This window comes from Streptomyces sp. WM4235 (assembly GCF_001279725.1).
Lineage (GTDB): Bacteria > Actinomycetota > Actinomycetes > Streptomycetales > Streptomycetaceae > Streptomyces.
Genome location: NZ_LGDE01000148.1, coordinates 64,577 through 84,375, shown reverse-complemented (window position 1 = coordinate 84,375; position 19,799 = coordinate 64,577). Strand labels below are relative to the sequence as shown.

The 19,799-nt window shown below is 71.3% G+C and carries 16 protein-coding genes and 1 pseudogene; 13 read left to right on the top strand and 4 right to left on the bottom strand.

Translation table 11 applies throughout. From position 1 onward, the window contains the following. Nucleotides 1-214 precede the first annotated feature (214 nt). Nucleotides 215-1,384, top strand: a complete 1,170-nt coding sequence (locus ADK55_RS13760; protein ID WP_053678498.1) for a DUF2786 domain-containing protein — start codon at nucleotides 215-217, stop codon at nucleotides 1,382-1,384. A gap of 59 nt (nucleotides 1,385-1,443) precedes the next feature. On the opposite strand, the gene tatA is transcribed toward ADK55_RS13760, so the two are convergent. Continuing rightward, the gene (gene tatA, locus ADK55_RS13755) at nucleotides 1,444-1,638 is read right to left on the bottom strand and encodes a Sec-independent protein translocase subunit TatA (protein ID WP_053678496.1); all 195 of its coding nucleotides are present in this window, start codon (nucleotides 1,636-1,638) and stop codon (nucleotides 1,444-1,446) included. Nucleotides 1,639-1,832: 194 nt separating this feature from the next. Here tatA and ADK55_RS13750 point away from each other — a divergent pair, with 194 nt between their 5' ends. Both ADK55_RS13750 and ADK55_RS13745 read left to right on the top strand, forming a co-directional pair. Beyond that, nucleotides 1,833-3,893 carry an FUSC family protein gene (locus ADK55_RS13750; RefSeq protein WP_053678494.1) on the top strand — a complete coding sequence of 687 codons (2,061 nt, stop codon included), beginning with the start codon at nucleotides 1,833-1,835 and terminating at the stop codon, nucleotides 3,891-3,893. 292 nt (nucleotides 3,894-4,185) lie between these two features. Continuing rightward, nucleotides 4,186-4,431, top strand: a complete 246-nt coding sequence (locus ADK55_RS13745) for a DUF397 domain-containing protein (RefSeq protein ID WP_053678492.1) — start codon at nucleotides 4,186-4,188, stop codon at nucleotides 4,429-4,431. Between the two features lie 133 nt (nucleotides 4,432-4,564). Here the strand turns inward: ADK55_RS13745 and ADK55_RS13740 are convergent, their stop codons facing one another. After that, entirely contained in the window at nucleotides 4,565-5,083 is a 519-nt protein-coding gene (locus ADK55_RS13740; RefSeq protein ID WP_078998889.1) for an ATP-binding protein, read from the bottom strand. 351 nt (nucleotides 5,084-5,434) lie between these two features. On the opposite strand from ADK55_RS13740, the gene ADK55_RS13735 reads away from it, so the two are divergent. From ADK55_RS13735 to ADK55_RS13710, 6 genes and pseudogenes are all read left to right on the top strand, one after another. Next, nucleotides 5,435-6,313: a helix-turn-helix domain-containing protein gene (locus tag ADK55_RS13735; protein WP_053678488.1), complete on the top strand. Its 879-nt coding sequence runs from the start codon at nucleotides 5,435-5,437 to the stop codon at nucleotides 6,311-6,313. A gap of 92 nt (nucleotides 6,314-6,405) precedes the next feature. Next, on the top strand, nucleotides 6,406-7,863 hold the full coding sequence (locus ADK55_RS13730) for an aldehyde dehydrogenase family protein (protein ID WP_053678487.1): 1,458 nt from the start codon (nucleotides 6,406-6,408) through the stop codon (nucleotides 7,861-7,863). A gap of 63 nt (nucleotides 7,864-7,926) precedes the next feature. Beyond that, nucleotides 7,927-9,993 (top strand): annotated as a pseudogene (gene mrdA / locus ADK55_RS13725) (penicillin-binding protein 2); the annotation flags it as partial. 143 nt (nucleotides 9,994-10,136) lie between these two features. Further along, complete coding sequence (locus ADK55_RS13720; RefSeq protein WP_053678485.1) at nucleotides 10,137-10,691, top strand: DinB family protein; 555 nt, start codon at nucleotides 10,137-10,139, stop codon at nucleotides 10,689-10,691. Nucleotides 10,692-10,768: 77 nt separating this feature from the next. Continuing rightward, complete coding sequence (locus tag ADK55_RS13715; RefSeq protein ID WP_053678483.1) at nucleotides 10,769-11,527, top strand: MerR family transcriptional regulator; 759 nt, start codon at nucleotides 10,769-10,771, stop codon at nucleotides 11,525-11,527. 141 nt (nucleotides 11,528-11,668) lie between these two features. Then, nucleotides 11,669-12,373, top strand: a complete 705-nt coding sequence (locus tag ADK55_RS13710) for a DedA family protein (RefSeq protein WP_053678481.1) — start codon at nucleotides 11,669-11,671, stop codon at nucleotides 12,371-12,373. A gap of 140 nt (nucleotides 12,374-12,513) precedes the next feature. Here the strand turns inward: ADK55_RS13710 and ADK55_RS13705 are convergent, their stop codons facing one another. Together ADK55_RS13705 and ADK55_RS13700 are read right to left on the bottom strand one after the other, a co-directional pair. After that, a complete protein-coding gene (locus ADK55_RS13705) occupies nucleotides 12,514-14,160 on the bottom strand; it encodes a threonine/serine ThrE exporter family protein (RefSeq protein WP_053678479.1) in 1,647 nt (548 codons plus the stop codon). Between the two features lie 235 nt (nucleotides 14,161-14,395). Then, nucleotides 14,396-14,890 carry an inorganic diphosphatase gene (locus tag ADK55_RS13700; RefSeq protein ID WP_008742522.1) on the bottom strand — a complete coding sequence of 165 codons (495 nt, stop codon included), beginning with the start codon at nucleotides 14,888-14,890 and terminating at the stop codon, nucleotides 14,396-14,398. Nucleotides 14,891-15,053: 163 nt separating this feature from the next. Here ADK55_RS13700 and dacB point away from each other — a divergent pair, with 163 nt between their 5' ends. The 4 genes from dacB to hpt all read left to right on the top strand — a co-directional run bounded on the left by dacB (nucleotide 15,054) and on the right by hpt (nucleotide 19,714). Beyond that, the gene (dacB, locus tag ADK55_RS13695) at nucleotides 15,054-16,478 is read left to right on the top strand and encodes a D-alanyl-D-alanine carboxypeptidase/D-alanyl-D-alanine-endopeptidase (protein ID WP_053678477.1); all 1,425 of its coding nucleotides are present in this window, start codon (nucleotides 15,054-15,056) and stop codon (nucleotides 16,476-16,478) included. A 52-nt stretch (nucleotides 16,479-16,530) separates the two neighbouring features. Further along, nucleotides 16,531-17,676, top strand: a complete 1,146-nt coding sequence (locus ADK55_RS13690; protein WP_053678475.1) for a zinc-dependent metalloprotease — start codon at nucleotides 16,531-16,533, stop codon at nucleotides 17,674-17,676. Between the two features lie 350 nt (nucleotides 17,677-18,026). Continuing rightward, nucleotides 18,027-19,085, top strand: a complete 1,059-nt coding sequence (gene tilS, locus ADK55_RS13685) for a tRNA lysidine(34) synthetase TilS (protein WP_053678473.1) — start codon at nucleotides 18,027-18,029, stop codon at nucleotides 19,083-19,085. Between the two features lie 68 nt (nucleotides 19,086-19,153). Continuing rightward, complete coding sequence (gene hpt, locus ADK55_RS13680) at nucleotides 19,154-19,714, top strand: hypoxanthine phosphoribosyltransferase (protein ID WP_053678471.1); 561 nt, start codon at nucleotides 19,154-19,156, stop codon at nucleotides 19,712-19,714. Nucleotides 19,715-19,799: the final 85 nt, after the last annotated feature.

Here is a 19,799-nt window from a genome sequence, read left to right as displayed (position 1 = left end):
ACCGCCACCACCGCCACCGCCACCACCGCCATCGCCACCGCCGCCGGGCGCGATGGGGGCGGCGTGCCACCAGCCGTCTCCGTCCTCGGCGAGGGCCCAGCGGGGGGTGCGGTCGGTCATGTCCGCGAGTGTCCCACCGGGGTGTGACAGGGGTCCCGCACCCCTGTCCGACCTGCGCGGCGGTGGCCCCGGTGGGCCGTGCCAAGCTGGAGCGGTGAGAGACATCGTCGACCGTGCCTGCGAAGCCGCCCTGTACGCCGAAGGCGACAGTGGCCTGGACACCGGAGCCTCGCTGCTCGCCGCCGACACGGCCCGCTGGAGCGGGGCCGCGCGGGAGCTGCTGGCACGCGGGGAGGGGTACGTACGGCAGGCCTGGGAGCGGGGCTGGCGGCCGGCCGACGTGGTGCGACTGGTGCGCCGGGACCTCGACGAGACGCACGTGCGGATCACGGGGGACCTGGTCGCCGCCGAGGCGCGGCGGTACGCGCGCCTGCCCGAGCGGTGGACCGACGCCGAGGTGTGGTGGGGGGACGACACCGGGTACGGAGACGCCCTCGCGGCGCGGGAGCGGACGGACCGGTTCTCCCTGGCGACCTCCGTCCTGGAGGTGTTCCGGCTGTTGATCCGGCTGCCCTCCATCGAGCCCGTCGGGCCGCTTCCCGGCGACCCGGCGGACGCCCTGGAGCACACCCACATCGAGCCGCGCATGCTGGGGCGGATCCGCGCGCTGCTGGCGAAGGCCGAGGCGACGAACTTTCCCGAGGAGGCCAAGGCGCTCAGCGCGAAGGCCCAGGAGCTGATGGCCCGGCACACGGTGGACGAGGCCCTGCTGGCCGCGCGCGGCGCCGGACCGGACCGGCGGCCCGGCGCCTGCCGGATCGGGGTGGAACCCCCGTACGAGGAGGCCAAGGCGGTACTGCTGGACGCGGTCTCCACCGCGAACCGCTGTCGGGCGGTGTGGAACAGCGGCTTCGAGTTCTCCACGGTGGTCGGCTTCGAGAGCGACCTGGAGGCGGTGGAACTGCTCTACACCTCGCTGCTGGTGCAGGGGACGGCGGCGATGACCCGGGCGGAGGCGGCGCAGCGCTCCGGCGGACGCAAGCGAACCAAGACGTTCCGGCAGTCGTTCCTGTTGGCGTACGCGAGCCGGCTGGGTCAGCGGCTGGCAGAGACGGCCGAGCACACCGCCTCCGAGGCCCCCGACAACCTGCCCGCCCTGGTGGCCCGCGACGTGGCGGTCACCTCCCGGGCCGAGGAGATGTTCCCCCGTACGACCACGACCCGGCTGCGCGGTGCCACCGACCTGGCGGGATGGGAGGACGGCACGGCGGCCGCCGACCGGGCAAGAGTGGGCGGCGGCGAGCGCCGCTCCCTGCGGGGGTGAGCCTCGCCGCCCTGCCCGTTTCGCCCTGACACCCCCCAGCCCCGCCCAGCCGCCCCGCCTCAGTGCCCCGTCGGGGGCGTCGGGCCCGGCGCGGGGGAGTCCTCCGCGCGCAATGCCCGCGTCTCCGACTTCAGGATCCGCATGGACCGGCCCAGCGAGCGGGCCATGTCGGGCAGCTTCTTCGATCCGAACACCAGCAGGCAGACGACGAGCAGCACGATCAGGTGCCAGGGCTCAAGGGCGTTGCGGAGCATGAAGTACCCACCTTTCGGACGATCGCGGTCGTGAGGGTCGTGAGGGTCGTGGCGGTCGTGAGGAGTGTGAGGGTCGTGAGGAGTGTGACGGTCGTGAGGGTCGTGCCGGTTGTGATGATCCGCCTTATGGAACAGCCATGTGCCATACCTGTACAAATCTGAAGAAGTCCTGAAAGGGCTCTAGGCTCGACCCCATGAGCTGGCTCCGGGCGCTGAAGCACACCGCCCGGACCGGCATGAAGGTCGAACGCACCCGCCTCGAACCGCTCGTCGCCCTTCGCGCCGCCATCGGCCTCGCGATCGTGATCGGCTTCGGGCTCGCCTTCCTGGGGCCAGGAGCGGCCGCCAGCTCCGCCTTCGGCGCCTTCATGGCCGCCATCGCCACCTTCCAGAAGAGCTGGCGCCCCCGCCCCGTCCTCGCCCTCGCCTCCGGGCTGACCCTGGCCGTCTCCACCTTCGTCGGTTACCTCATCGGCTCCTCGCACACGGGCCTGTTCCTCGCCCTGCTCGCCGTCTGGACCTTCGCGGCGGGCCTGCTCTGGGCGGCCGGTCCCACCGCCGGGATCATCGCCTCCGGCAACGTCGCGGTCATGCTCGTCACCGTGACCCTGCCGACCTCCGTCGCGCAGGCCGCCGGGCACGCCGCGATGATCGCCGCCGGCGGGGTGGTGCAGGCCCTGCTGATCGTGCTGTTCCCGATCCGTCGCTGGGGCGCCCAGCGCGACGCCCTGGCCGACGCCCTCGCCGCCGAGGCCGACTACGCCCGCCGGCTGCGCCACGACCCCGTCTGCGCCTTCGACCCGCAACCCCTGATGCGGGCCCGGGACGCCGCCACCGTGACCGCGCGTCAGGCCCGCCGCCGGCCCGCCGAACTGCACGGGGCGCGGGGGCTCGCCGAACGGGTCCGGCCCGTCCTGGCCTCCCTCGCCGACCCGGCCGTCGGGGCGCCGGCCGAGGGCCCGGCGCGGGACCGGGTACGGGAACTGCTGGACGCCGCCGGCACGGTGCTGGACGCCGCCGCGCGGGCGATCCGGCACGGGGACCCGGTACGCCTGCCCGCGCCGGCCCTGGCCGTGCTGAAGTCCCCCGACACGGCGGACCTCCTCACCGGCGCGCCGCAGCGGGCCGCGCGCCGGCTCGCCGCGCTGCTGGACGACGTGCTGGAGACCGCCGAGCCCCGCTCCGGCCGGCTCGTCGCCCCCGACGAGTCGATGCTGCGGCCGACCCTCACCGCGCTGGTGCCGACGGTCCTGAGGTCCGTACGGGCCGAACTGCACCCGGACTCGCCGATCCTGCGGCACGCCGTGCGCGTCACCGTCGTGGCCTGCGCGGGCTACCTCATCGGGCAGGTCCTGCCGTTCGGGCACGGCTACTGGGCTCCGATGGCCTCCGTCATGATCATGCGGCCGGACTTCAGCCAGACGTACGCGCGGGCCGTGGCCCGCTTCACCGGAACCCTCGTCGGGGTCGCCGTCGCCACCGGCATCGTGCAGCTCGCGCAGCCGGGGATGTACCTGTCCGGGTTCCTCGCGGTGGTCAGCGCGGGCCTCATGTACGTCCTGATGCGCACCGGCTACGCCGTCTCGCAGGTCTGCGTCTCCGCGTACGTCGTGTTCCTGCTCGGCATGGGCGGTGTCCGCTGGGACCAGACCGTGCCCGACCGGGTCGCGCTCACCCTGGTCGGCGGACTCCTCGCGATGCTCGCCTACGCCCTCTACCCGGCCTGGGAGACCCCGAGGCTGCGGACCCGCCTCGCCGACTGGATCGCGGCCGACGGACGGTACGCGGCGGCCGTGCTCGGGCACTACGCGGCCCCGGCCGACGCCCGGCGGGCCGACGTGCGCACCGCCCTGCTGGCCGCCCGGGACGCCCGGATCGACTGGCAGGACGCCGTGGACCGGGCGGCCGGGGAACCGGTGCGCCACCGCGGCCTGTCCCGTGCGGCGGCCGACGGCGCGGGCGAGGCGGTGGCCGCCTTCGGGCGCAACGCGATGCTGTTGGAGGCCCACCTGCCGGACCGCTCCCAGGCGCCGGTGCCCGGTGCGGCGGCCCTGGCCGAGGCGGTGCGTGCCGACAGCGAGGCGGGGGCGAAGGCGGTACGGGAGCGGGGTGTGCCGGGCTGGGAGCGCGTGCGCGCGCTCGTGTCGGAGGAGGGTGCGCCGGTGTGGGGCGCCCGGGACCCGGGTGTTCTGCGCGCGGCCGGTGTGCAGCTCCTGGAGGCGCTGGACGAGGTGTCCGAGGCGCTGCGGACCTGAGGGCGCGGGTCCACCGCGCCCGCCTCCCCGTGCACCGACGCGGGCCCACCGCCGTTGCCTTCCCGGTCACCGACGGCCGGAGGGAGGCCCCCCGCGCGAATGCGCCGGTCCCTCCCGGGAGAATGCGGGGGGCGCTCCCACGGCGAATTCGAGGGTCGCTCCCGTGACGAAAGTGACGGGGGGTCCGGTGACGACCACAGCACCCTCCGTGCACGTGCATCTGCCCATGCAGCTGCTTATGAACACAGCTATGATCCGGTGCAGTTGACATCTGCACTATCGGGGGCTTCCTGTGGACCACGCGTACAACGGGATGGCAGCTGCAGAACTCGCTTCCTTGTACGGGCTGACCTGGCAGAAGAGCAGACACAGCAACTCGCAAGGTTCCTGTGTCGAGTTCGCGAGACTGCCGGGCGGCGATGTCGCCATGCGCAATTCGCGATTCCCGGACGGTCCGGCTCTGGTCTACACGCCGGCGGAGATAGAGGCGCTGCTCCTGGGCGTCAAGGACGGCGAGTTCGACCACCTGATCGCCTGATCGGAACAGCGCAATGATCAAGCCATGCACGTGCACTGGCCGGGACTGATCGAAAGGATCAATCCCGGCCGGTTGCCGTTCATGCGCCGAATCGCCCCGCCGGCGAACGCGAGCGAACGCGGCTGAGCGCGGGTCAGTCCTGGAGCATGAAGAGCGCCCAGACGACCTTGCCCGTCAGGCGCCCGGCGAGCGGGTGCCAACCCCAGCTGTCGCTGTACGAGTCCACCAGGAACAGCCCACGCCCGGACTCCAGGTCGAAGTTCTCCTCGGTCCGCTCCGGCGAGAACGCCCCGCCCGGCCGGTCCTCGCTGGGGTCCCGCACGGCGCACACCAATCGGGTGCTCCAGCGCATCAGGTGCAGCCGAACCGGCGGCTCCGGCACGTCCGAACCCGGGCGTCCCGCCCTGTCCTCGTCGGGCAGGGCATGGCGCAGCGCGTTGGTGACGAGCTCGGAGACGACGAGGGAGACATCGTCGAACCGGTCGTCGAGGCCCCACTGGGACAGCGTCGACCGGGTGAACGAACGGGCCCCGCGCACGGCCTCGAAGCGGGCGGGCAGGGCACAGGAGGCGGACCCGGAGACAGCCGTGGGGTCGACCGGGGGCAGCCCCTGCCGTAACGGCTCGAGCATGGTCGATCCATTCGTCCCCATGCGAGGCACTCCCGGGATTCGCGGACGGAGCGGCGGCTGTCGTCCAGAAAGAACTGCGGGGTGGGTCGGTCCGGCTCCTGCGCGAAGAAGAACGCAGGTGCGCGGGACCATCGTTCCGAATGCCGAAGCCGGATGCAAGGGCAGATGCACGTGCACGCGCCGGACCTGTCCCCTCCCGTGACGGTTCTTGCTCATTTCTTCCTACGCATACTTACGGACTTCTTTTCCGGGACGCCGGATTCCGTTACAGAACGAGTACGGGTCATAGCGTTTTGGTGGCAGACTGCGGGCCCTGGGGTTCGGGGGCCCCGGGACGCGACACACCGCGCAGACCACGCGCACACCATTGCGATGGGGAGGGCAGGACTAGTGACCGCAGACGCCGGCGGTTCCGTGGTGCGCCGCATCCTCCTGGGCTCACAACTCAGGCGACTCCGAGAATCCCGCGGCATCACCCGTGAGGCGGCCGGCTACTCGATCCGCGCATCCGAATCGAAGATCAGCCGCTTGGAGTTGGGAAGGGTGAGCTTCAAGGCAAGAGACGTCGAAGACCTCCTGACGCTCTACGGAGTGACCGACGGCGCGGAGCGGGAGTCCCTCCTGGGACTGGTCCGCGAGGCCAACGCCGCGGGTTGGTGGCACAGCTACGGCGACGTGCTGCCGGGGTGGTTCCAGACGTACGTCGGACTGGAGGGCGCCGCCTCGCTCATCCGCATCTACGAGGTCCAGTTCGTCCACGGACTGCTACAGACCGAGGCCTACGCGCACGCCGTCGTCAAGCGCGGCATGCCCGGAGCCACGGCCGGCGAGATCGACCGCCGCGTCGCCCTGCGCCTGGAGCGTCAGAAGGTCCTCGTGTCGGAGAGCGCCCCGGTCTTCCACGCCGTCCTCGACGAGGCCGCGTTGCGCCGCCCCTACGGCGACCGCGACGTGATGCGCGGGCAGTTGGAACACCTCATCGAGGTCTCGCAGCGGCCCAACGTGCAACTTCAGGTCATGCCCTTCTCCTTCGGCGGGCACGCGGGCGAGAGCGGAGCCTTCACCCTGCTGCGATTCCCGGAGTCCGATCTCCAGGACATCGTGTATCTGGAACAGCTCACCAGTGCCCTCTACCTGGACAAAGAAGAGGAAGTGGGTCAGTACACGCGGGCCATGGAGCGGCTCCAGGAGGACTGCCCCGACGCGGACCGGACCCGCGATCTCCTGCGCGGACTGCTCCAACTGTCTTGATCCGCACGTACTATGACGTCTGATCAGTGCATGGCGATGACCGATCGGTCTCCGGTGCAGCGCACGGGTGCGCGCTCGCAGTAAGGGATGGCATGTCCATATTCGACGACCTGGCTCACCAGTACATCGACGGCGAATGGCTGGCCGGCACCGGTTCGTGGGACATCATCGACGTCAACCCGTACAACGGGGAGAAGCTCGCGGCCATCACCGTGGCCACCGTCGAGCAGGTGGACCAGGCCTACCGCGCCGCCGAGCGCGCCCAGAAGGAATGGGCCACCACCAGCCCCTACGCGAGACGCGCCGTCCTGGAGCGGGCCCTGCGGATCACCGAGGAGCGCCGCAAGGAAATCGTCGAGGCGATGATCGACGAGCTCGGCGGGACGCGTCCCAAGGCCGAGTACGAGGTCGACCTCGCGATGGAGTTCATCCGCGAGGCGATCCAACTCGCCGTCCGCCCCGAGGGCCGCGTGCTGCCCTCCCTGGTCGCGGGCAAGGAGAACCGCGTCCAGCGGCTCCCCGTCGGCGTCGTCGCGGTCATCAGCCCCTTCAACTTCCCCTTCCTGGTCACGCTCAAGTCCGTCGCCCCGGCCCTGGCCCTCGGCAACGCCGTCCTGATCAAGCCGAACCAGAACGCGCCCGTGATCGGCGGCGGGGTCATCGCCAAGATCTTCGAGGACGCGGGCCTCCCGGCCGGCCTCCTCAACGTCCTGGTCACCGACATCGCCGAGATAGGCGACGCGATCCTCACCCACCCCGTCCCGAAGGTGATCTCCTTCGCCGGCTCGGACCGGGTCGGACGCCACGTCGGCGCGGTCGCCGCCCGCCACTTCAAGCGGACCGTCCTGGAACTCAGCGGCAACAGCGCGCTGGTCGTCCTCGACGACGCCGATCTCGACTACGCGGTGGACGCGGCCGTCTTCAGCCGGTTCGTGTACCAGGGCCAGGTCTGCATGGCCGCCAACCGCATCCTCGTCGACGCCTCGGTCGCCGAGGAGTTCACCGCGAAGTTCACCGCGCGGGTGCGCGGCCTGAAGACCGGTGACCCGCGCGAGGCCGACACCCACATCGGCCCGCTGATCAACTCCTTCCAGGCCGACGCCCTCACCGCGCTCGTGGACCGCGCCGTCGAGTCCGGCGCGCAGGCGCTCGTACGAGGGTCTACGCGCGGCAACCTCGTCGAACCGACCGTGCTGGCCGGCCTCCCCGAGGACTCCCCGCTGCCGGCCCAGGAGATCTTCGGCCCGGTCGCGCTGCTGATGGTCTTCGACGGCGAGGACGAAGCGGTCCGGCTCACGAACGCGACCCCGTACGGGCTCAGCGGAGCGGTGCACACGCGCGACGTGGAACGCGGGGTCCGCTTCGCGCAGCGGATCGAGACCGGGATGATCCACGTCAACGACTCCACCATCGGCGACGAGCCGCTGGCGGCCTTCGGCGGCGAGAAGGCCTCGGGTCTGGGCCGGCTGAACGGCGAGGCCACGGTGGAGGCCTTCACCACCCAGAAGTGGATCTCGGTGCAGCACGGACGGACGCAGTTCCCGTTCTAGGCGGGGCTCCTCTTAGACTCGGCCGGGCAAGCTGCAGGCGCGCACGTCCCGGGGAGAGCCGAGTTGACCAACATTCCGGAGACCGGGCGGACCCAGCGGGTCCAGAACCGCCTCGTGATCATCCAGATAGTGGTCTTCTCGCTGCTGCTGACGCTCGGCGGGCGCCTCTGGTACCTCCAGATCCGCAACGGCCAGGAATACACGGACGAGGCGAAGAACAACCACACCCAGCAGGTGGTCCAGCCCGCCGTGCGCGGTTCCATCCTCGACTCCCGAGGGGTCCCGCTGGCCGACAACGAGACCCGCATGGTGGTCTCCGCCAGCCGCACCGACCTGTCGAAGATGAAGGACCGCGGCAAGGACGTCCTGACCCGTCTCGCCGGGGTCCTCGGCCTCGACGCCGCCGAGGTCACCGACAGCGTCCGACTGTGCGACGCCAAGACCCCCAAGCCCTGCTGGAACGGTTCCCCGTACCAGCCGATCCCCATCACCGACGAGGCGACCACCGAGCAGGTCCTGGAGATACGCGAGCACGCCGAGCAGTTCCCCGGCATCACCGCCGAACCCACCGCCCTGCGCCGCTACGCCGCCCCCGACCAGGCCAACACCTCACAGGTGCTGGGCTACCTCTCGCCGGTCACCGACGAGGAGATCACCAAGGCCAAGAACTCGGACTCCCCCTACCTGCGCTCCGACCAGGTGGGCCGCTCCGGCCTGGAGCGCACGTACGACAAGGACCTGCGCGGCAAGGCCGGCGTGACCCACTACGAGGTGGACAACCTCGGCCGGGTCATCGGTCAGGCCGAGAGCGTGAAGCCGCAGCCCGGATCGAACGTCGTCACCTCGATCGACTCGCGGGTGCAGGCCGTCGCGGAGCGGGAACTGAACGGCGCGATGATCGAGGCCCGCAAGGGCTACGACAAGAACACGCACCGCAACTACGAGGCCGACTCCGGCGCCGTCGTCGTCATGGAGTCCAAGACCGGCCGGATCGTCGCGATGGCCTCCAACCCGACCTACGACCCCAACGCCTGGGTCGGCGGGATCTCGGCCAAGGACTACAAGGCCCTCACCGAGAAGGGCTCCAACTACCCGCTGCTGAACCGGGCCATCCAGGGCCAGGCCGCCCCCGGCTCCATCTTCAAGGTGGTCACCTCCACGGCCGCCGTGAACGCCGGCTACCCGTTCAACGGCCGCTACCCCTGCCCCAGCTCCTACTCGGTGGGCAACCAGACCTTCACCAACTTCGAGTCCCAGGGCTACGGGGACATCACCATCGGCAAGGCCCTCGAAGTCTCCTGCGACACCGTCTACTACGGCATCGCGGACCGCGAGTGGAAGAAGGACGGCGGCATCAAGCCCAAGAAGAACCCCGAGGACTGGTTCTTCAAGACGGCCCACGAGTTCGGCCTGGGCAAGCGCACCGGCATCGACCTGCCCAGCGAGGTGCCCGGCCGGGTCCCCGACCGGCAGTGGAAGAAGGACTTCTTCGAGGCGAGCAAGGCCGCCTGGTGCCGGGACGGCAAGAAGGACGGCACCTACGGCGAGCGGATCGCCTACGAGAACTGCCGCCAGGGCAACCAGCTCCGCGAGGGCGACGCGATCAACTACTCCATCGGTCAGGGCGACACCCTCGTCACCCCGCTCCAGATGGCCTCCGTCTACGCGGCCATCGCCAACGGCGGGACCCTGCACCAGCCCGCCGTCGGCAAGGCCGTCATCAGCCCCGACGGCACCTCGGCCCGGGAGATCGCGCCCAAGGAACTGGGCCGCCTCCCCATGGACGGGAAGCTCCGGGACAACATCGACCAGGCCCTGGCCTCCGTGGTCACCGACGGCAGCGCCGCCTGGCGCTTCGGCGGCTGGCCGCAGAAGCAGATCCCGATGCACGCGAAGACCGGTACCGCCGAGGTCCAGGGCAAGCAGACCACCTCGTGGTTCGCCTCGTACACCGCCGACTACTCGATCGTGATGACGATCTCGCAGGGCGGCACCGGCTCCGGGGCCTCGGGCCCGGCGGTCCGCAACATCTACGAGGCCATGTACGGCCTCGACGACGCCGGCAAGCAGGACCTGTCCAAGGCCCTCCTGCCCAAGCCCCGCACGGAGCTCCCGGCGATCAAGCCGGAAGCCCGCTAGGCGGCACGGCACCTGCGCGGGCATCGGGAGGAACCGGTGCCCGACGCCGACCCATCGCGGACAGAAGCTGTCCGCAACCCTTCGTAACGTGTCTCTCGTCAGCACAAGCGCACGAAACGAAGGCGGTCGGTTCCATGGTCACCCACGTCCCCGCAGAGGCCCACGGCGACGAGCGCGGCGCGCTGCTCTCCTTCGTGGAGGCCCAGCGCGGCGCCCTGCGCCGCTCCCTCCTCGGCCTGACCGAGGAACAGGCCGCGAGTCGTCCCAGCGCGAGCGAGCTGTCCCTGTCGGGGCTGCTCAAGCACGTCGCGGAGACGGAACTGAACTGGTTGCGGATGGCCCAGCGGAAGCCGAACGAGAAGCAGCGCACCGAGCAGACCTGGGGCGACGGTTTCCGCCTCGTCGAGGGCGAGTCCGTCGCCGCGATGTCGGCCTTCTGGGACGGCGTCGCCGCCGAACTGGAGGAGTTCGTCCGTGCGGTGCCGAGCCTGGACGACACCTTCCCGCTGCCCGAGGCGCCCTGGTTCCCCAAGGAGGGCCGGGTCTCGATGCGCTGGTTGCTGATGCACCTCGTGGAGGAGCACGCCCGGCACGCGGGCCACGCCGACATCGTCCGCGAGTCCCTGGACGGCAGGACCGCCTTCGAGCTGGTGGCCATGGAGAGCGGCGAGACCCGCGACCGCGGCTGACGCGGCGCGCGGGCTTGCACCTCACGCCGCGTGAGGGACCACAGTGAGGGGCGTACTCGACCAGAGGAGCGGGAACGATGGGCCATTCCGTGGGCCAGGTCGCCGGGTTCGCCGGAGTCACGGTGCGCACCCTGCACCACTACGACGAGATCGGGCTGCTCTCCCCGAGCGGCCGCAACCACGCGGGGCACCGGCGGTACGACGACGCCGACCTCGACCGGTTGCAGCGCATCCTGTTCTACCGGGAGCTCGGCTTCCCGCTCGACGAGGTCGCCGTATTGCTGGACGATCCGGAATCGGACCCGAGGGAGCACCTGCGCCGCCAGCACGCCCTCCTGACCGACCGGATCGCCCGGCTCCAGCAGATGGCCAAGGCCGTCGAGCACGCCATGGAGGCGAAGAAGATGGGCATCGACCTCACGCCCGAGGAACGGTTCGAGGTGTTCGGGGACAAGGATCCCGAGCGGTACGAGCAGGAGGCGCGCGAGCGCTGGGGGGACACCGAGACCTACGCGGAGTCGCGGCGCCGGGCCGCCGGCTACACGAAGGACGACTGGAAGCTGATGCAGGACCAGGTGGCGGACTGGGGCGTCCGCTACTCGGCCCTGATGGACGCCGGCGAGCCGGCCGACGGCGAGCGCGCCATGGACATGGCCGAGGAGCACCGGCAGCACATCGGCACGTGGTTCTACGACTGCGGGTACGAGCTCCACACCTGTCTCGGCGACATGTACGTCTCCGACGAGCGGTTCAAGGAGTTCTACGACTCGATGCGGGCGGGTCTCGCCGAGCACCTGCGGGACGCGATCACCGCCAACGCCATCCGGAAGGCGTAGCCGGGGCACGGGCAGAAGTTCCCCGCCCGGTCCCCGCAGGTACCTGGAACCTGGCGGGGACCGTGTGCGTTCATAATTGGAACCACCCGTCCTGCCTCGTGTCCCCGCACACACCCCCCGATCCAGGAGATCCCGGAACTCGTGTACACGCTTGCGCTCGGCCCTGAGTGGCTGTCCCCGGAGTACCTGATCGGGCATTTCGGCCTGATCGGCATCCTGGTCATCGTCTTCGCGGAATCCGGCCTCTTCGCGTTCCTGCCCGGCGACTCCCTGCTCTTCACCGCGGGCCTGTTCGTCGCGAGCGGCGACATCAGCCAGCCGCTGTGGCTCGTGTGCACCCTGATCGTGGCCGCGGCGATCATCGGTGACCAGGTGGGCTACCTGATCGGCAAGTACTTCGGTCCGAAGCTCTTCAACCGCCCGAACAGCAAGGTGTTCAAGCGGGAGAATCTCGACGCCGCGCACGACTTCATGGAGAAGCACGGCCCCAAGGCGATCGTGCTGGCCCGCTTCGTGCCGATCATCCGCACCTTCGCGCCGATGGTCGCGGGCGCCGGCGCGATGAAGTACCGCACCTTCCTGACCTACAACGTCATCGGCGGCATCGCCTGGGGTGCGGGCGTCACCTGCCTCGGCTATCAGCTCGGCCAGTTCGACGTCATCAAGGACAACGTCGAGACGATCTTCATCGGCATCGTGCTGATCTCCGTCATCCCGGTGATCTTCGAAGTGCTCAAGGCCCGCAAGAACAAGGCGAAGGCCGGCGAGAGCGCCGCCCGGCCCGGCGACGGCGCCCAGGACGACCCGCAGCCCCCCGGTGGGCGCGGCCGGCACGCGAAGCGCTAGCCAACCCCGTGCGGACCCTCCCCGGACCCGCACACGGCCTCACAGGGCCGCGCACACGGCCCTCCCCTACGACGAACGCCCCGCCCGACCCTTCCGGTCCGCGGGGCGTTCGTCGTAGGGGAGGTCGCAGGGGGAGCGTTCTAGAACCCGCGCGTGCGCTTCGCGGCCCGGCGGTTGGCGGCGCTCGCGGCCCCCGGGATGCGCATGAAGAGCCGCGAGGCCTCCGACCCGAGGTTGACGCCGATCGCGATGGCCAGGGCGATGGCCGCGGCGTTCACCAGCGACCCGAGCCCCTCGTTGAACCGGTTCTCGGCGATCAGCAGCAGTCCGTAGTACGTGGCCGAGCCCGGCAGCAGCGGGCCGATCGCCGCCGTCGTGTAGGGCAGGGCGGAGGCGAAGCGGTAGCGGGAGAAGAGCTGCCCGAACAGGCCGACCAGCCCGGCCGCGATGGCCGTGGACGGCACGGGCGGGATCTCGCCCGCGTAGTGCAGGGCCCCGAAGGTGATCCAGGCGACGGCGCCGTTCAGCGTCACGATCAGCACAGTGGAACGTTCCTGCTGGAGCAGGACCGCGAACGTGAACACCAGCACCATCGACGCGGCGATCTGGATCAACGGCCGCTGGGTGATCTGGAGGACCTCGTCGGGGTTCGGCTGCGCGTCGAGCTGGAGCCCGATGTACAGCACGACCAGCACGCCCATGATGATGCCGATGAAGAGGTACATGACCTCCAGCAGTCGGGCCGACGCCGTGATGTAGTAGCCGGTCAGACCGTCCTGCACGGCCGCGACCAGGGCCCGCCCCGGCAGCAGCGCGAACAGCCCACCGGTGATCACCGCCGAGGCCTTGACGTCGATCTCGGCCAGCTTCAGCGCCACCCCTATCGCGGCGGGCGGCATCGCGGCGACCACGAACTGGTAGAACTCCGGCAGTCCGCGCCCCGCGCACAGCCAGGCCAGCCGGTCGCCCAGGACCGCCCCGATCGCGGCGGCCAGGAAGACCAGCACCCCACCGCCGACCAGGGTGGAGGCCGCCCCGGCGAGCAGCCCGGCGGACGCGGTGAGCATCCACCCGGGGTACGGGTGCCTGTTGCGGCGGATCTCGGCGAGGCGGCGGTAGGCCTCCTCCAACGAGACGTCCATCTCGTGGGCGCTGATGTCGTCCACCAACCGGAAGACGGCCGCCAGCCGGTTGTAGTCGGTACCGCGCCGGCGCACCGTCCGGTTCGCCGAGACCGGATCGTCCACCAGCGAGGGCTGGTGCGTCACGGACAACATGGTGAACGTGACGGTGGGCTCGCAGCGGTCCAGGCCGTAACTGCGGGCCACGGCGAACATCGCCGCCTCCACGTCCTCCGCCCCCTCGCCGCCGGCAAGCAGCAGCTCGCCGATGCGCAGCGTGAGGTCGAGCACGCGGCCCACGGCGGGCCCGGACTCGCTCACCCGCTGCACGGCCTCCGGCACGGGCCGCACGTCCACCGGCATGCGCAGCATCGTGCGCATCCGGTCCTGCCAGGGGGACTCCTTCATCCGCACCACGGGGAAGCCCTGGCCGGGCGTGTACGCCGGCGGGGACTGCGCGGCCGTGTACGTGTGCGGCGTGGCGAACGCCGACCCCTCCGGTTCCGCGGCCACCGACGCCAAACCGTCCGGAACGGCGAACTCCGAGGTCGGCTGATCGTCCTCCGGCGCCTCCGCGTGTATCCCGGCGGGTGCCGTGAACGCACTGCGTGCCTCGTCGGATTTCGGCTTCCGGTCCTCGAAACCGACGCCCTCGCCCTCCGCCACCCGTCCTCCAGTCCATCGGCCGGCCCGTCCGCCGGCCTGATCATCAGTATGCGGAACGCGCCCGTCCACGGCGAAAGCGCCAAGCCGCGCCCCGACCCCGCCTGCCCGACTTTCCCGCCCGCACCCCGCCCGGGCGGGGGAACGACAGCGGGCGGCACCCCCTCCGAAAGGGGATGCCGCCCGCGATGTCATCGGGGTGCCGGGACGTCCCGACCACCCGTCACCGAGCCGAAGCTCAGTGGTGGCCGCCCTGGGCCTCAAGGCGCTTGTACGAGGCCTCGATCTCGGCCTCGGCCTCGGTGCGACCCACCCAGTTGGCGCCCTCGACGGACTTGCCGGGCTCCAGGTCCTTGTAGACCTCGAAGAAGTGCTGGATCTCCAGGCGGTCGAACTCCGACACGTGGTGGATGTCGCGCAGGTGCTCGACGCGCGGGTCCGAGGCGGGGACGCACAGCAGCTTGTCGTCGCCGCCGGCCTCGTCCGTCATGCGGAACATGCCGATCGCGCGGCACTTGATCAGGCAACCCGGGAAGGTCGGCTCGTCCAGGATGACCAGGGCGTCCAGCGGGTCGCCGTCCTCGCCGAGGGTGTTCTCGACGAAGCCGTAGTCGGCCGGGTAGCTGGTCGAGGTGAAGAGGCGACGGTCCAGACGGATCCGGCCGGTCTCGTGGTCCACCTCGTACTTGTTCCGCGAACCCTTGGGGATCTCGATGGTGACGTCGAACTCCACGTCCTGCTCCTCCATGATCAGCTTCATTGCTTCGGGACTGCGTTGACTCACCTGCGTGCGCGTCCGATCCAGCCCTGCCGGGTGGGGTGCCATGCTCGCGGCAAGACGCAGTGGTTAAGTGTCCCTCACGCATAAGTGTGATCGCGAAAGGGGCTGGTCCGAGGTGCCATTGGACAAGACGTGGCAGCTCATCGCGGGGTCGGCCGCGGCCGGCCTCGCCCTCTCGCTGGCGACGGTGGCCGCCGCCGGTCCGTGGGACTCCGGCCAGCGTAAGGCCGAGCGGGACAGGGCCGCCTCCTGGAGCCGTACGGGTGGCGCAGATCACGCCGCCGGCGGCCTCCCGCAGGCCGCGCCGAGCGCACCCGGGGTACTGGCCGGGATCGGCCGGACGCCCCGACAGGTGACCGCGGGCGGCCCCGGACTGCCCGAGGCCCTGGAACCGCTGCTGGCCGACCGCGGGCTCGGCGACCTCCGGTCGGCCGCCGTGGTGGACACCGCCACCGGCCAGGTCCTCTTCGAATCCCGCGCGCGCGAGGCCATGACCCCCGCCTCCACGGTCAAGATCGCCACGGCCGCCGCCGCCCTGGCCGCCCTCGGCCCCGAACACCGGATCCGCACCACCGTCGTCCCCGGCCCCGGACCAGGGCAGATCGTGCTCGTCGGCGGCGGCGACCCCTCCCTCACCGCCAAGAAGAAGGCACCGGCCGGCTCCGGCGGCAGCCTCGTCGCCCTCGCCGCCGACACGGCCCGCGCCCTCAAGGCGGCCGGGACGACCACCGTCACCCTCGGCCACGACGGCTCGCTCTACAGCGGTGCCACCCGCCACCCCATCGGCGTCAACGACAACATCGCCCCCGTCACCGCCCTCATGGCCGACGAGGGCCGCCCCGACGACTCCGTCTCCGGACCCGTCGACCGCACCGAGGACCCCACAGGCGACACCGCCCGCGCCTTCGCCACCCTCCTCGGCGAACGCGGCATCAAGATCACCGGCGAACCCGCCGAAGCCAAGGCCCCCGCCGGGGCCAAGCCGCTCGCCACCACCCTCTCCACCCCCCTCGGCGGCCTCGTCGAACGGATGCTGACCAACAGCGACAACGACATCGCCGAGGCCCTGGCCCGCCAGACCGCCATCGCCTCCGGACAACCCGCGAGCTTCGAAGGCGGCGAGAAGGCCGTCTCCGCCCGGCTCGCCGCCCTCGGCGTCGACGTCACCGGCGCCCGCTTCGCCGACGGCAGCGGCCTGGCCCGCGCCGACCGGGTCACCACCGCACAGCTCACCGCCCTCCTCGCCAAGTCCGCCGACCCCGAGCGACCCGAGCTGCGGTCGGTCCTCACCGGCCTGCCCGTCGCCGGGTTCTCCGGAACCCTGCGCGCCCGCAACGCCGGGAACTCCCCGGCCGCCGGCCTGGTCCGCGCCAAGACCGGCACGCTGAGCGGCGTCAACGCCCTCGCCGGCACCGTCGTGGACCCGTCCGGACGGTTGCTCGCCTTCGCGTTCCTGACGGCGAACAGCCCCGACCCCGCCGCCGCCGAGAAGGGGCTCGACAAGCTGGCCGCCACCGTGGCGGGCACATCCGGGCCGTGACCGCGCCCCTCGGGGGGATCCGCCGCGGCGCCGGTCCACGTACGGTTGACGCATGACGAGCATCGGTGGTGTGGAGATGGTCGACTGGAACCTCGCGGTGGCGACCGCGACCCGGCTGGTCCGGCCGGGTCCGGAAGTCAGCCGCGACGAGGCCCGGGCGGTGGTGGCGGAACTCCGCCGGCACGCCAAGACCTCGGAACGGCACGTGCGCGACTTCACCCGGATGCTGCCCGACGGCGCCGAGGTGCACGACACCCCCGTCCTGGTCGTCGACCGGGTCGGCTGGGTCAAGGCCAACGTCGCCGGCTTCCGCGAACTGCTCGGACCCCTGCTCGGCAAGATGCAGGAGCGCCGCGAGGGAACCCCCGGCGGCTCCGTGCTCGGCGCGTTCGGCGGCAAGGTCACCGGCGTCGAGCTGGGCATGCTGCTCAGCTTCCTGGCCTCCCGGGTGCTCGGCCAGTACGAGACCTTCGCGCCGGCGGGCCTCGACCTGCCGGGCTCCGCCGCCGGCGGCGGCCGACTGCTGCTCGTCGCGCCCAACATCGTGCACGTGGAACGCGAGCTGGAGGTCGACCCGCACGACTTCCGACTGTGGGTCTGCCTGCACGAGGAGACGCACCGTACGCAGTTCACGGCCGTCCCGTGGCTCCGCGCCCACCTGGAGGGCGAAATCCAGACGTTCCTCGGTGCCACCGAGATGGACCCGATGACCGTCCTGGAACGGCTGCGCGAAGCCGCGCAGTCCTTCGCGGGCGCCCGACCCGACGCCGAAGGCGGCGATGAGGGCCGCTCGCTGGTCGAGCTGGTACAGACCCCCGAACAGCGGGAGGTACTGGGCCGACTCACCGCCGTCATGTCCCTGCTGGAAGGCCACGCCGACTTCGTCATGGACGGGGTCGGCCCCGACGTGGTGCCCTCGGTCGCCGAGATCCGGGAGAAGTTCCAACAGCGCCGGGCCAGCGGGGCCGGCCGACTCGACGCCACCCTGCGCAAGCTGCTGGGCCTGGACGCCAAGCTCCGCCAGTACCGCGACGGCGAACGGTTCGTCCGGGCGGTCGTCGGCCAGGTCGGCATGGACGGCTTCAACCGGGTGTGGACCTCCCCGAACACGCTGCCGACCAAGGCGGAGATCGCCAAACCCGCGGACTGGGTGGCCCGGGTGCACGGCAAGGGAAGCGAGGACGGCGGAGCGGAGTGAGCCCGCGGCGCACCGGACGCTCGGGGCGTCGGGGATCGCCCACCGGGCGGGCCGGCGCGGCCGGGAGCACGGTGGCGGGTCCTGATACCCGACTCACCCGCCCGACAGGCTTGAAATTGTCCCGTTGGGGGAAACAGCGTCACCCGTCCGAGGGACCGTGGGCCGTGGAAGGGCGTGCGATGCTCAGGGAACGGCTCGGTTCTGTCACCATCGACGCACTCTGAGTGACAACCGGTACTCGCCGGAGGCTCCTCGCGGAGATCCCCGGCCGATCCACCGGCACCACCGAACACCCCTGCGCACCACCCCAACGCCTCCGAGGCATCCGAACTCCACGAAGGGCACCGGACATGGGTCCCCATCCTGCGGTCGCGGCGATACGCCTGGCGGTCCGCCGCGTACTCCACGACGTCCTCACCGACCTCACCGATCCGATCCAGCCACACCCGACCGGCAGCCCCGCCGACGGACGCACCGCGCCCGGCACCCCGCCGCTCGTCCTCGTCGCCTGCTCCGGCGGCGCCGACTCCATGGCCCTCGCCTCCGCCCTCGCCTTCGAGGCCCCCAAACTCGGCATCCGCGCCGGCGGCGTCACCGTCGACCACGGCCTCCAGGCCGGCTCCGACCTGCGCGCCGCCGAAGTCGTCAGCCGCATGACCGCGCTCCGCCTCGACCCGGTGGAGTCCGTCGCCGTGCGCGTCGGCCGTGACGGCGGACCCGAGGCCGCCGCCCGCGACGCCCGCTACGGAGCCCTGGACGCCACCGCCGACCGGCTCGGAGCCGCCGCCGTACTGCTCGGCCACACCCGGGACGATCAAGCCGAAACCGTCCTGCTGGGGCTCGCCCGAGGCTCCGGCACCCGCTCCCTCTCCGGCATGGCCGAGAAGTCCGGCGGACCCGGCCGCACCAACCGCTACCGCCGCCCCTTCCTGGGAATCGACCGGCAGACCGCCCGCAAGGCCTGCATGGTCCAGTCGCTCCCCGTCTGGGACGACCCGCACAACATCGACCCGGCCTACACGCGCTCCCGGCTGCGCCACGAGGGACTGCCCGCCCTGGAGAAGGCGCTGGGCAAAGGGGTCGTGGAGGCACTCGCCCGCACCGCCCAGCTCTCCCGCGACGACGCCGACGCCCTCGACGCCTGGGCCGCCGACGCGGACGCCGGCGTCCGCGACGCGGACGGCCGCCTGGAGTGCGCGAAGTTGTACGCGCTGCCCCCCGCCGTCCGTCGCCGCGTACTGCGCAGGGCCGTGGTCGCCGCCGGCTCCCCCGCAGGCTCCCTCTTCGCCCGTCACATCGAGGAAGTGGACCGGCTCATCACCGGATGGCGCGGTCAGGGCGCCATCAACCTGCCCGGCCGGGTCGAGGCCCAGCGGCAGGGTGGCAGACTTGTCATTCGGCAGGGCTGATCGGTGCTGAAACGCGGCTGAGCCTCCGGAGGCACCCACCTCCGGAGTCGCGGCCGACAACGAAAGTGATGCGGGTGGACGAGAAGGACATGGGTTCCGACCTCGAGTCGGTGCTCATCACCAAGGAAGAGATCGACGCGAAGCTCGCCGAGCTGGCGGCGAAGATCGACGCGGAGTACGCGGGCAAGGACCTGCTCATCGTCGGTGTGCTCAAGGGCGCGGTGATGGTGATGGCGGACCTGGCACGCGCCTTGTCCACCCCGCTCACCATGGACTGGATGGCGGTGTCCTCCTATGGCGCCGGGACCCAGTCCTCGGGCGTGGTCCGGATCCTCAAGGACCTCGACACCGACATCAAGGGCAAGCACGTCCTGATCGTCGAGGACATCATCGACTCCGGCCTGACGCTGTCCTGGCTGCTGTCGAACCTGGGCTCGCGCGAACCGGCGTCCCTCCAGGTCGTGACGCTGCTGCGCAAGCCCGAGGCCGCCAAGGTCGCGATCGACGTGAAGTGGGTCGGCTTCGACATCCCGAACGAGTTCGTCGTCGGATACGGCCTGGACTACGCGGAGAAGTACCGCAACCTGCCGTTCGTCGGCACGCTCGCCCCGCACGTGTACGGCGGCTGACTCCGACGGCCGCACGCGGCCGCGTCCCGACGCGGGCGCGGCTTCCCCCGACCCCTCCCGGGGAACCGACAGGCAAACCCGGGGA

What these genes read in the sequence shown, in the direction of transcription:
- ADK55_RS13690 (WP_053678475.1), top strand. Translation starts at nt 16,531, where the DNA reads ATGACGAGCATCGGTGGTGTGGAGATGGTCGACTGGAACCTCGCGGTG.
- hpt (WP_053678471.1), top strand. Translation starts at nt 19,154, where the DNA reads ATGCGGGTGGACGAGAAGGACATGGGTTCCGACCTCGAGTCGGTGCTC.
- ADK55_RS13735 (WP_053678488.1), top strand. Translation starts at nt 5,435, where the DNA reads ATGGGGAGGGCAGGACTAGTGACCGCAGACGCCGGCGGTTCCGTGGTG.
- tilS (WP_053678473.1), top strand. Translation starts at nt 18,027, where the DNA reads ATGGGTCCCCATCCTGCGGTCGCGGCGATACGCCTGGCGGTCCGCCGC.
- ADK55_RS13720 (WP_053678485.1), top strand. Translation starts at nt 10,137, where the DNA reads ATGGTCACCCACGTCCCCGCAGAGGCCCACGGCGACGAGCGCGGCGCG.
- ADK55_RS13715 (WP_053678483.1), top strand. Translation starts at nt 10,769, where the DNA reads ATGGGCCATTCCGTGGGCCAGGTCGCCGGGTTCGCCGGAGTCACGGTG.
- ADK55_RS13740 (WP_078998889.1), bottom strand. Translation starts at nt 5,083, where the DNA reads ATGGGGACGAATGGATCGACCATGCTCGAGCCGTTACGGCAGGGGCTG.
- ADK55_RS13750 (WP_053678494.1), top strand. Translation starts at nt 1,833, where the DNA reads ATGAGCTGGCTCCGGGCGCTGAAGCACACCGCCCGGACCGGCATGAAG.
- tatA (WP_053678496.1), bottom strand. Translation starts at nt 1,638, where the DNA reads ATGCTCCGCAACGCCCTTGAGCCCTGGCACCTGATCGTGCTGCTCGTC.
- ADK55_RS13730 (WP_053678487.1), top strand. Translation starts at nt 6,406, where the DNA reads ATGTCCATATTCGACGACCTGGCTCACCAGTACATCGACGGCGAATGG.